The sequence below is a fragment of the Clostridium sp. L2-50 genome (assembly GCF_000154245.1).
Taxonomy (GTDB): domain Bacteria; phylum Bacillota; class Clostridia; order Lachnospirales; family Lachnospiraceae; genus Coprococcus.
The window spans coordinates 56,098-68,145 of record NZ_DS480323.1 but is presented as its reverse complement, the minus strand read 5'-3'; the positions used below and the strand labels follow the sequence as shown (position 1 = coordinate 68,145).

At 37.3% G+C, this 12,048-nt stretch carries 13 protein-coding genes; 2 read left to right on the top strand and 11 right to left on the bottom strand.

The genetic code is table 11. From position 1 onward, the window contains the following. Window positions 1-13 precede the first annotated feature (13 nt). On the bottom strand, window positions 14-1,144 hold the full coding sequence (locus CLOL250_RS09140; protein WP_008402099.1) for an HAD family hydrolase: 1,131 nt from the start codon (window positions 1,142-1,144) through the stop codon (window positions 14-16). A gap of 26 nt (window positions 1,145-1,170) precedes the next feature. On the opposite strand from CLOL250_RS09140, the gene CLOL250_RS09135 reads away from it, so the two are divergent. Continuing rightward, a complete protein-coding gene (locus CLOL250_RS09135) occupies window positions 1,171-1,863 on the top strand; it encodes a restriction endonuclease subunit S (RefSeq protein WP_008402097.1) in 693 nt (230 codons plus the stop codon). Here CLOL250_RS09135 and CLOL250_RS09130 read toward each other — a convergent pair. Further along, window positions 1,860-2,420: a restriction endonuclease subunit S gene (locus tag CLOL250_RS09130; RefSeq protein WP_008402095.1), complete on the bottom strand. Its 561-nt coding sequence runs from the start codon at window positions 2,418-2,420 to the stop codon at window positions 1,860-1,862. The two genes, CLOL250_RS09135 and CLOL250_RS09130, sit on opposite strands and share 4 nt — an antisense overlap. A gap of 14 nt (window positions 2,421-2,434) precedes the next feature. Further along, on the bottom strand, window positions 2,435-3,418 hold the full coding sequence (gene xerA, locus CLOL250_RS09125; RefSeq protein ID WP_044945786.1) for a site-specific tyrosine recombinase/integron integrase: 984 nt from the start codon (window positions 3,416-3,418) through the stop codon (window positions 2,435-2,437). Window positions 3,419-3,501: 83 nt separating this feature from the next. Here xerA (CLOL250_RS09125) and CLOL250_RS09120 point away from each other — a divergent pair, with 83 nt between their 5' ends. Next, on the top strand, window positions 3,502-4,197 hold the full coding sequence (locus CLOL250_RS09120) for a restriction endonuclease subunit S (RefSeq protein WP_008402096.1): 696 nt from the start codon (window positions 3,502-3,504) through the stop codon (window positions 4,195-4,197). Here the strand turns inward: CLOL250_RS09120 and CLOL250_RS09115 are convergent. The 8 genes from CLOL250_RS09115 to CLOL250_RS09080 all read right to left on the bottom strand — a co-directional run bounded on the left by CLOL250_RS09115 (window position 4,194) and on the right by CLOL250_RS09080 (window position 11,986). Next, window positions 4,194-4,754 carry a restriction endonuclease subunit S gene (locus CLOL250_RS09115; RefSeq protein WP_008402095.1) on the bottom strand — a complete coding sequence of 187 codons (561 nt, stop codon included), beginning with the start codon at window positions 4,752-4,754 and terminating at the stop codon, window positions 4,194-4,196. The two genes, CLOL250_RS09120 and CLOL250_RS09115, sit on opposite strands and share 4 nt — an antisense overlap. Before the next feature lie 14 nt (window positions 4,755-4,768). Then, window positions 4,769-5,752 (bottom strand): site-specific tyrosine recombinase/integron integrase, encoded by a 984-nt coding sequence (gene xerA, locus CLOL250_RS09110; protein WP_044945786.1) that lies wholly within the window; start codon window positions 5,750-5,752, stop codon window positions 4,769-4,771. A 115-nt stretch (window positions 5,753-5,867) separates the two neighbouring features. After that, entirely contained in the window at window positions 5,868-6,986 is a 1,119-nt protein-coding gene (locus tag CLOL250_RS13735; protein WP_008402092.1) for a restriction endonuclease subunit S, read from the bottom strand. Then, a complete protein-coding gene (locus CLOL250_RS09100) occupies window positions 6,976-8,478 on the bottom strand; it encodes a class I SAM-dependent DNA methyltransferase (protein ID WP_008402091.1) in 1,503 nt (500 codons plus the stop codon). Before CLOL250_RS09100 ends, CLOL250_RS13735 begins: the two co-directional genes overlap by 11 nt. A 1-nt stretch (window position 8,479) precedes the next feature. Further along, window positions 8,480-8,704, bottom strand: coding sequence for a helix-turn-helix domain-containing protein (locus CLOL250_RS09095; RefSeq protein ID WP_044945783.1), 225 nt, complete (start codon window positions 8,702-8,704; stop codon window positions 8,480-8,482). 887 nt (window positions 8,705-9,591) lie between these two features. Next, on the bottom strand, window positions 9,592-10,467 hold the full coding sequence (locus tag CLOL250_RS09090; protein ID WP_008402088.1) for a hypothetical protein: 876 nt from the start codon (window positions 10,465-10,467) through the stop codon (window positions 9,592-9,594). 4 nt (window positions 10,468-10,471) lie between these two features. Further along, complete coding sequence (locus CLOL250_RS09085) at window positions 10,472-10,897, bottom strand: SMI1/KNR4 family protein (RefSeq protein WP_008402087.1); 426 nt, start codon at window positions 10,895-10,897, stop codon at window positions 10,472-10,474. Between the two features lie 15 nt (window positions 10,898-10,912). Then, window positions 10,913-11,986: a hypothetical protein gene (locus tag CLOL250_RS09080; RefSeq protein WP_008402086.1), complete on the bottom strand. Its 1,074-nt coding sequence runs from the start codon at window positions 11,984-11,986 to the stop codon at window positions 10,913-10,915. Window positions 11,987-12,048: the final 62 nt, after the last annotated feature.

Sequence of the window (12,048 nt, the reverse complement as noted above, 5' to 3'; positions counted from 1 at the left end):
TTTGTAAACTTAATTACTCTTCATATATAATTTCTTTTATCTTCACAGCATCTTCGTTATTATCATCCTTACAAATCATGCTATAAAATTTCTTAACATCCTTATCTTTCAAAATATACATGACTTGTGTGTTTTCTAATGCAATTTTATATAACTTATTTTTTTGCTTTACCGACCAGTCTTTAATCTTTGAAAGTTGTCCTATAACCGTATGCGTATTAGCAAAGCTTTCACTATCTTCAAGTTTATCTATTAATTCTTCTTTCTTGCGTTCTTCTTCACTTTGACCTTTCGTTTCAGATATTTTCTCTGATACACAATCAAAATGAATCTCTTCAAGAATTTCATTAGAGATAGTTCTGTCAATTATTTTTTTAACCAATCGTTCAAGTGTTGAATCTTCTTCATAATCAGCTGGAGCAAAATATTTTATCCTGTTCTCATCAAGCATCCTGAAAACCTTTGATTTATCCTTTGAATCAGAATCATACACTCCTATGGAATGTCCTCCATTTATATTTACAAGCTTCATGCACGGAATATCCGTATCACTATCCCCAATATAAATCATATTTCTAAATGGCACTCTATACTGATTAGGTTCAAAGAAAGAATTAACTTCTTGATCATTTACATCAAGCACTCCCTTTTCTATTCTAAACAAAAATTGTGTTTTATTGGTATAATTAACTACCTGTGCCGGCCATACTGCTTCTCCTGCATCATTATAATAGAATGAACTTGCATATATTTTCTTAAACTCTTTTGCTACCTCTGTACCTTCAATCATTTCTTTTAATCCAGATGAAATAATGTAATGTTCTACAATAACCCCCTTACTTTTACCATATTCGTTAATTCTGTCAAACCATGTGCTAACCCCTGGAAACAATCGTACCTTACCACCATCTTGACGTAATGTTTCCTTTGTGAATAATACTTTTCCTCTTGATTTGTCACGCATCATATACATATAAGCAAGATTTTGATCCATATCATTGTCTGATGCTAACTTATTTGATTCCTTCCAGAAATCTGCCACTTCATACTCAATCGACTGTATATATCCTTGTGCTTGCATATCTTCTGGAGATAAGGTTTTGTCAAAATCATAACAAATTGCTAAAATAGGCTGTTTTTTCATATATTTTTCCTCCCTTTTTCATTCATTTGAAAATTATAAACAATAATTTAGAGCAACAAGCTCAGGCTATATACCGTTCTTGGTTTGTTAATTATGAACCTTTTGACGGAACGAAGCCAGATGACTGGTCAGATGGTACAATTGATGATCTCGGAACTGAAATCATATGTGGAAAAACACCCTCTACCAAGAAAAGTGAATATTATGGTGGTAATACTCCATTCATAACAATTCCTGATATGCATGGCTGCGTTTATATTGTTTCTACCGAGCGTTATCTTTCAGATGCAGGTGTTGCTTCTCAACCGAAGAAAACACTTCCACCTAATACTGTATGCGTAAGTTGTATAGGGACAGCCGGTCTGGTAACTTTGGTATCCGAAGAGAGTCAATCTAATCAACAGATTAACTCAATAATTCCCAAAGAAGGTATCTCTGTATATTATATCTACCTATTAATGCAAACATTAGCCGATACTATCAACAAACTTGGGCAAAGTGGTAGCACAATAGTCAACTTAAATAAAACACAGTTTGGCAAGATACAGGTAATGATCCCATCCGAACTTGTGTTACAGGACTTTGATTCCCTATGCAGGCCCTTGTTTGATACAATACTTTCAAATCAAAAAGAAAATATTAACCTATCAGAGCTTCGTGATGCATTGTTGCCAAAACTTATGTCCGGGGAACTTGATGTGTCCGACATTGACCTTTAAGCCACTAAATTATTGTTTATTTCTTCATTTTCTTCAATTTTTTTATCGATAGAATTTAGTATCTCAACTATTTTCCTTTGAGTTTCTATCTTTGGTAGCATAAGCGGTATCTGTTCGATAACATTTCTTTTGGCAATATTTACTTGTACAGAACCACTTGAACGTGAAACAATAGCATTATATCCATCTCTTGATGTAAAGAAATATTTCAAATACAACGGCAATATCTTATTTTGATCTACTCTTAACAGCAAAAGTGCTTGGCTAATAATCCCCTTGGGATCATCACTTCTGATAATAGAAACTTTTCCTACTGTCCCTGAACAACTTATTATTAAGTCATCAGTATTTACCTGAAATCGCTTCATCTCATTGAACTTTTGCTCATCAATATAATATCTAAAATGTCTACTATTATAGATAGCATGTTGTTGTTCATATACTGGTATACCATTATCTTTCATATCACCTCTTTTAAGTGCTGATCCAAATGGTCCTCTTATATAGCCTTTATCTACTAAAACGTCAGAAAGATATGTATTGTTCCATTCAGCCATATTCGTTTTCCTCTCTATCCAATATATTTACGATGAGCAATCTTAACATTGCTCTGCTTGACCATTGCATATTGCAAGGTTGTATCTATCTTTCTATGCCCCAAGAGCTGTTGAAGCTGCTCAATGGGCATTCCTTTATCTATTGCCATAGTTGCAAGTGTACGCCTGAATTTGTGCGGGTGTACCTTGTTAAGTCCTAATTGCTTTCCAAATTCTCTCAGACGGACTTCAACGCCGCCTATTTTCAATCTTTTGTGCGGTGATTTCAGTGAAACAAACAGTGCCGGATTATTGTCCCTTCTGCTCTCCAAGTAATTCTGTAAATGTATCTTTGTGCGAGCATCAAAATAAACCACTCGCTCTTTACTGCCTTTACCAAAAACAACACATTCTCTTTCATTAAAGTCAATATCATCTCTGTTGAGCAGCACCATTTCGCCAACACGCATACCCGTTGAAGCAAGCATATCAATAATCGCCAAGTCTCGAAGCTCTGTGCAGTTATCCCTCATAAGCTCCAAAGCTTCATCAGAGTATGTTTCCTTAATATTAGTACCAGTTTTTACTCTGTGTATGCGCCTAACCGGGCTTTTCAGTATGTAATCTTCATCCTCTAACCAAGAGAAAAAGCTGGACAGAATACGACGAATATTGTCTATCGTAACCTTACTTGACTTCTTCTTTTCTTGATATTCTGTCAGGTATCCGCGTATATCGTCTGTTACTATGTGTTTAACATCTTTTTGAAGTTCATCAAGCATGGCTTCAATAGTTGCCTTATAGTATTTAAGAGATTTCTCGGAACAGCCCTCTATTCTCTTTGCCGATAGAAATAACTCTACATAGTTCTGCTCCGAGTATTTCTCTTTGTTTTGATTTTCCGTTACCTCATACTTTGCAAGAGTATATCGCAACACCTCTTGCAATTTTTCATTTTGCGCGTTGTTCAGGTAAGGCAACATTCCCTGAATAACATCTTTGATTAAATTCTGTTTCACAGTCAATTCTCCTTTGAAATATTTTAGAGAACGACTATGGGGCGGAAGTCCCCTGATATTAACTCCCGCCACCCACAGAAGTTATGGGATATGTTATAAACAATAATTTAGAGCAACAAGCTCAGGCTATATACCGTTCTTGGTTTGTTAATTATGAACCTTTTGACGGAACGAAGCCAGATGACTGGTCAGATGGTACAATTGATGATCTCGGAACTGAAATCATATGTGGAAAAACACCCTCTACCAAGAAAAGTGAATATTATGGTGGTAATACTCCATTCATAACAATTCCTGATATGCATGGCTGCGTTTATATTGTTTCTACCGAGCGTTATCTTTCAGATGCAGGTGTTGCTTCTCAACCGAAGAAAACACTTCCACCTAATACTGTATGCGTAAGTTGTATAGGGACAGCCGGTCTGGTAACTTTGGTATCCGAAGAGAGTCAATCTAATCAACAGATTAACTCAATAATTCCCAAAGAAGGTATCTCTGTATATTATATCTACCTATTAATGCAAACATTAGCCGATACTATCAACAAACTTGGGCAAAGTGGTAGCACAATAGTCAACTTAAATAAAACACAGTTTGGCAAGATACAGGTAATGATCCCATCCGAACTTGTGTTACAGGACTTTGATTCCCTATGCAGGCCCTTGTTTGATACAATACTTTCAAATCAAAAAGAAAATATTAACCTATCAGAGCTTCGTGATGCATTGTTGCCAAAACTTATGTCCGGGGAACTTGATGTGTCCGACATTGACCTTTAAGCCACTAAATTATTGTTTATTTCTTCATTTTCTTCAATTTTTTTATCGATAGAATTTAGTATCTCAACTATTTTCCTTTGAGTTTCTATCTTTGGTAGCATAAGCGGTATCTGTTCGATAACATTTCTTTTGGCAATATTTACTTGTACAGAACCACTTGAACGTGAAACAATAGCATTATATCCATCTCTTGATGTAAAGAAATATTTCAAATACAACGGCAATATCTTATTTTGATCTACTCTTAACAGCAAAAGTGCTTGGCTAATAATCCCCTTGGGATCATCACTTCTGATAATAGAAACTTTTCCTACTGTCCCTGAACAACTTATTATTAAGTCATCAGTATTTACCTGAAATCGCTTCATCTCATTGAACTTTTGCTCATCAATATAATATCTAAAATGTCTACTATTATAGATAGCATGTTGTTGTTCATATACTGGTATACCATTATCTTTCATATCACCTCTTTTAAGTGCTGATCCAAATGGTCCTCTTATATAGCCTTTATCTACTAAAACGTCAGAAAGATATGTATTGTTCCATTCAGCCATATTCGTTTTCCTCTCTATCCAATATATTTACGATGAGCAATCTTAACATTGCTCTGCTTGACCATTGCATATTGCAAGGTTGTATCTATCTTTCTATGCCCCAAGAGCTGTTGAAGCTGCTCAATGGGCATTCCTTTATCTATTGCCATAGTTGCAAGTGTACGCCTGAATTTGTGCGGGTGTACCTTGTTAAGTCCTAATTGCTTTCCAAATTCTCTCAGACGGACTTCAACGCCGCCTATTTTCAATCTTTTGTGCGGTGATTTCAGTGAAACAAACAGTGCCGGATTATTGTCCCTTCTGCTCTCCAAGTAATTCTGTAAATGTATCTTTGTGCGAGCATCAAAATAAACCACTCGCTCTTTACTGCCTTTACCAAAAACAACACATTCTCTTTCATTAAAGTCAATATCATCTCTGTTGAGCAGCACCATTTCGCCAACACGCATACCCGTTGAAGCAAGCATATCAATAATCGCCAAGTCTCGAAGCTCTGTGCAGTTATCCCTCATAAGCTCCAAAGCTTCATCAGAGTATGTTTCCTTAATATTAGTACCAGTTTTTACTCTGTGTATGCGCCTAACCGGGCTTTTCAGTATGTAATCTTCATCCTCTAACCAAGAGAAAAAGCTGGACAGAATACGACGAATATTGTCTATCGTAACCTTACTTGACTTCTTCTTTTCTTGATATTCTGTCAGGTATCCGCGTATATCGTCTGTTACTATGTGTTTAACATCTTTTTGAAGTTCATCAAGCATGGCTTCAATAGTTGCCTTATAGTATTTAAGAGATTTCTCGGAACAGCCCTCTATTCTCTTTGCCGATAGAAATAACTCTACATAGTTCTGCTCCGAGTATTTCTCTTTGTTTTGATTTTCCGTTACCTCATACTTTGCAAGAGTATATCGCAACACCTCTTGCAATTTTTCATTTTGCGCGTTGTTCAGGTAAGGCAACATTCCCTGAATAACATCTTTGATTAAATTCTGTTTCACAGTCAATTCTCCTTTGAAATATTTTAGAGAACGACTATGGGGCGGAAGTCCCCTGATATTAACTCCCGCCACCCACAGAAGTTATGGGATATGTTATAAACAATAATTTAGTGGCTTAGATGTCTATATCAGAGACATCAAGTTCACCGGACATTAAACGAGGAAGCAAGGTATCACGAATATCCTGCAAGCGGCAAATTTCATCGTAATTATTGCGAATGGTTAAATCCATCGGTGCTACAATCCTTTCAAATTCGTCCAAAATATCATCAGATGGTATAAGAATTGGCATATCATTCAACGAATTACGATTGATAGAACCAAAAACCGTTCCCTCGCCATTGAAAACATCTAACTGCTTTTTTAGCGAAAACATCGTGTAAAGAACAAAGGATTGATGGTTGGATTTAGAATGAATGGCAGCAAGTCCACGACCAATGCAGCAATCCGTATGAGCGACATTTAGGTCGCCTACCGGCGCTCGAACGCTCATCAAAGTATCATTTGACCGTGCCATTCGTTTAGGTTCAGTGGTGTATAGACGAACTGACGGAAATCTAAATCCAAATTCCGCACGACCTTGAAAGAAAATTGTGCCAGTTCCGTCCTCGTTATAGCTACTGCCACTTGGCGACTGACCAATTGTAATATCAGCAATATCACTTAAAGTGCCTTCTGCCCAATCAGAACGAGCATTATCTATGAACATTTGCTGATAGATTGCCTGAGCTTGCTGCTCTAAATTATTGTTTATCTCTGTGTTAAGCTGTATTTTTTTGTCGAGTGCATCCAGTATTCCTGCAATTTTCTCCTGTTTCTCATATGTAAAATCAGGAACGTCATATTTCATAATGGCTGCTTTATCACCACGAGGCATCTTTGTGCCTTTTGAAGTCGACATCGAATAGTCAAAAAATGTATCGTTTGCAAGCACATAGTACAGGAAGCGCTTGCTCACGCCATTCTTTGCTCTAAACACAAGAACATCATTAGAACACCCGCCATTGAACTCAGCAAACCATATCTTCTTAAAGTATGGCCTGATATTCGACACTAAAATATCACCGGCAAGGAATGCCTGTGTTTGCGCTACAGTCGGCAAGGAAGTCGCACTTGTGATGCCCCTCTTATTGGGCATCATATTCTCCGTAGATATATAAGTATCAGCATCCAAGATGGCGACATCAACTTTTCCCTTGGCATATTCGCATATATCTGCAAGATTATACTTCATACCCAATCGCCCCCAGCTTCTTCCTGATTTCGTCCTCCAGCTCATGCGACTTTGCAAACATTTCCGCCAGTTCAGATGTTAACCTATCCATCTTTTCCTCAAACGGCTCATCGTCAGCTTCTTGTTCTTCGATACCAACATATCTGCCCGGAGTAAGAATATAATCTTGCTTTTCAATTTCAGCCGTATCTGTAACAGCACAATATCCTTTTACATTTTCAAGAGTTCCATCGACAAAAGCCTCATAGGTATCTGAAATCTTCTTGATATCATCGTCCGTCAACTCACGAAGTTTGCGACTTACCATCTTGCCCATCTTGCGAGCGTCAATAAATAATGTCCTTCCTGGTTGCTTCTTCTGCTTATTAATAAACCAAAGTGAAACCGGAATCTGTGTTGTATAGAAAAGCTGAGTAGGCATTGCGACAATGCACTCAACCAAATCAGCATTGATGATATTCTTACGAATTTCCCCCTCTCCGCCTGACTGAGAAGAAAGAGATCCATTAGCAAGTACCATACCAATTCTTCCTGCCGGTGCAAGGTGATAAATCATATGCTGCAGCCATGCAAAGTTGGCATTTCCTGCTGGTGGTATTCCATATTTCCAACGCTGATCTTCTTTTAGTTTATCCAATCCCCAATCGGAAAGGTTAAAAGGAGGATTGGCCATAATATAGTCTGCCCGCAATGTTGGATGGCGATCATCTAGGAATGTATCTGCAGCATAGGTTCCAAGATCTGGTTCAATTCCACGAATAGCCAGATTCATCTGTGCCATCTTCCATGTAGTCGGATTTGAATCCTGACCATAGATAGAAATATTGCTGATGTTCCCACTGTGATTCTCTATAAATTTTGCAGATTGAACAAACATACCACCTGATCCACAACAAGGATCATATACTCTACCCTTAAAAGGTTTCAATACTTCCACCAAAGTACGCACTACACATGACGGTGTGAAAAATTCACCGCCACGCTTGCCTTCTTGTTCAGCAAACATAGAAAGGCAATACTCGTAGGTACGACCCAAAATATCCTTTTCACTACCATGTTCGATCATCTGGATATTAGTAAATAAATCTACCACATCTCCTAATCTTCGCTTGTCCAATTCTGGACGTGCGAAATTCTTAGGGAGAATGTCTTTCAATCGTTTATTCTCTTTTTCAATAGCCCGCATAGCATTATCAATAACCGTACCGATTTCCGGAGTATGTGCTTTTGCTGCTATCTCACTCCAACGTGCACCTGCAGGTACAAAGAAAATACCTTCAGAAGTATATTCATCAATATCTTCCTCGAATCCGTCGCCTTCTTCAACAAGTTCTTGGTACTTATCATCAAATCTGTCTGAAATATACTTTAGGAAAATCAATCCCAGAACGACATTCTTATATTCTGATGCATCCATGTTTCCACGAAGCACACAAGCCGCATCCCATATTTGTTTTTCAAATCCAATATTGGCTGTATTTTTATCCGCCATTTTAGCTCTCCTCCTCTGATGATTCATTTGGGACTATTTCCGCAATATCAGCAATATCACACTTGAGATACTCGCATATCTTTACAAGCACATCTGTAGTGATATTTGCCCCCTTACCAAGCTTTGCTACAGATGCAGAACTAATTCCCGCCTTCTTAGCAAACTCTGTTTTCTTCATATCTAATTCTACAAGTTTCACCCATAATTTTTTATACGATAGTTTCATTTTGTCTCCTTTGTGAGGTTTCCCTCTAGCTTGGCATAATCCATGATCAGCCACGATCAAAACTCAAGAATCCAATTTTACTATTATGGATTCATACTTAACAGCAGGTCTCAAAATATTTTTTAAAGTATAACACATATTTTTCACGTTTTTCAATCTTCTGCAAGCTATCGTTTATAAATTATTTACGAACGCAAATAAATTCTTTTTTTCCGGAAGATAAAACATCTGTCCCATACATGTCTTTAAACTGTCTGACCTAACCGGAAGCTCACACGTGACCACAAAGTGCGTAGTATAAATAAGATTGTCCATGAGCTAGAACGTGATAGCATTCTCCCCAGTACAAGAGGAAAAAGACGGCATACAAACACCATCAACAAAATTCTTTGAAACGAAAAATACATCGGCGATGCTTTGCTCCAGAAAACCTACAACACCAACATTCTTAACAATACCCGAGTTAAGAATAACGATCTTGTCCTACAATATTACGTAAAAGACAATCATTAAGCCATTATTCCAAAGGGCATTTATCCATAAGTACCAGAAGAACTCGGTCTCAATCAATAAACTTCTCGAAAATAAGTCCATGCATCCAGCACAGTTACAACAGAACATCGCAAGAGTCAGCTAAATGACTCAGCAAAATACCGCTGATAGCATTGATAAGAAGCGTTAGGAGTTCCCGGGAGCATTAAGCAACAACCTACACGCCTTGAGTTCTTCGACGACACTATGGTAAAATGCTGGCTTGAGTGAATCATCGTCTGGGATGACCACTTCACTGTGGAACTTAAGTCCGGACTGAAAATTGAGATTGAAGGATAATACTTGCAAATGCATGAAACCCTCTCGACCTTAGTTGGCCAAGAGGGTTCCCTTTGTTATTTGCCACCTCTGTGATATGGCGCTTTATCTTTCCATACAACACCGTTTTTCGTATGATAGCGTTGTTTATGACCCGTTACATCGTTCTCGCTTGGTAAAGACCTGCTTGTTTTTTCTACTATATTTGCTACCTTCTCTGCGACTAATGAATTTGAAGAAGTAGATGCTGTGCTATGCGTACTTCCAGAACCTCTACCTTTGATGGAAGATACTGCTTTCGCCACACCACCAATTGCTAATCCAGCTATTTCAAGTGCCTCGACTGGGTGCTCGACAATAAATCTTCCGACTGATTTTAGTCCTTTAACAAAAGCATTTTTTGCTTTTTTAGAAGTCTCAATCTGTACTTTATGAGTCTTTGGTGTTTCAGGTTTACTGTACGTTTTTCTACTTGTTTCTGTAGATTGTTTCAAGGTCTCCTCAGCCTTACTAAAATTCTCTTTTTCTTCAATAACTATTTCCTGTATAGTCGAATCATCCGTTAAAGAAATAATAGGTTCCGGCAGTTGAATTATCTCACACGGAATGAATGGACCGTCACCAAAATCAAACTTTTCTTTTGTGATCGGATTATAATACCAGTTCGTTGGATTTTGCCAATTGCCATCATGTGCCTCTAAATGTTCTGCTCTTGTAAGGAATTGTATATTTCCGGCTTCACCCTGATATTCAGGATACATTTCGGCACTCTTCATATGCTGCCCTTCAAAAGCTTTGCCATTTTCATCATAAGCTCGCCCTTTTTCAAGAATGTCCTTTTGCTGCTCCAGCGTCCACTCTCTTGTGCCTTTACCTTCTTGTACAAGTTCAAGTTCCTTATTCCATGCTTCACGAACTGCTTTGTTTCGTTCTACAAAACTACTCTTTGCCATAGAATCACTCTCCTATGCCAAGTAGTTCGTATAAATCATTTAGGAAAGCTACAAAGTCCGGATATACCAATTCTTCATCAATTTCTCCAATTTTCTGATTGTATATAGAAATTGTTTCTTCTGCCTTTTTGCATAGAATTGGGTCTCCTGAAGCAAATGCACCTATAACAATATAGTCATCACTCGGTCTTGAATTATCATTTACATCTATAAGGGGCTTATGCTCAATTCCATATAGCTGAACACCTGCCGGAAGAAACAGCTCTCCTCCGTCAGAAAACAACATCCATTCTTTGTACTTTGATGGAAGTGTAATTTCTTTTTCTTTTTCAAATTCCAGTATCTTTTCTTCAGTTGTTTCATCAAAGAAATTCATCTTTCCTTGCTCTTTAAACTTATCTACTATTGCTTTTAATTCTTCTGAAATCATAGTTCATCCTCCAGTTTATATTTTTTCAAAATTGTTAGGAACATCTTCTAATCCCCACAAAAAAGGTTCTTCCTTAATGTCTCGTCCCATTAAACAATCCTTCAAATTCGGATTTATATTTATGCTATTTATATCGAAAACAGCCGGTTCGCCTACTTTGATATTTGCTTTAAGATTAACATCGTAACCATCTTTATCAAAGTTATTAGTAACCAATACTAAATTATGGCCTCCCAAGCATTTGACCTCGTCTGATGAATTGCAAGATTCATATCTTATTCCATCGAAATCACGGTCATTCAATACCCATTGTAACAACAGTTGCGGAATTGTATATTCTTCAACAAATCTGCTCCCCGGATGCTCAACTACTATTGAACAAGCAGCTCTTAATGGATATGTACATATATACTTAAGTAGATATTTTCTTACTTGTTCTACGTCTTCTTCATTATGAAACCAGCAGAAGAAACTGTGCATAAGTGGCATTAACTTTTCTGAAAAGTCGATAAACTTCATGTAATTATCCTCACTCTGAGGAATGTCAAATCTTGATAAAGCAAATTTTTCAGGCTTTCCACATTCATACCAACATAATTCTGCTTGAGAAGCAAGGTATAAACACGGATGCCCCGGCATACTATATCGCTCAGTACCCACTAAATAGTTTTTATTGAATGGAATATGGAACAACTCTTTTCTGTTCAATGTAAAAGGATTATTGTCATTTACTGAACGTATTCTAAAATAGGCTTCTTGACGATAAGCGCCAGAATACCTCTGCATAAGTTGCGGTTTCATATTTTCGAATACTTCAAAGGCTTTTTGCGAAGCTAGAACAATCCTACCCTTATTATATAATTCCAATACTTCAATTAGCAGACTTGCATTTTTCTCTATAGTATCTATCTGCTCAGAAACCATTTTGCACATTTCCGCTCCTACCAGCTGATTATCCTTTGGTGATAAAGCCGCTTTTACATCAGAAATATACTCTGAATAATTATCTCGAAGAAAATCTACACTTGATTTATTTCCACGATTCAAATGACATCTATACTTTTCAAGAAGACATAGTAGCTTGTCCATTTATATCACCTTCCTTAACATCTATTCCACTGTCCGAAAATGCCCTTAGTATCGAGTTGCCG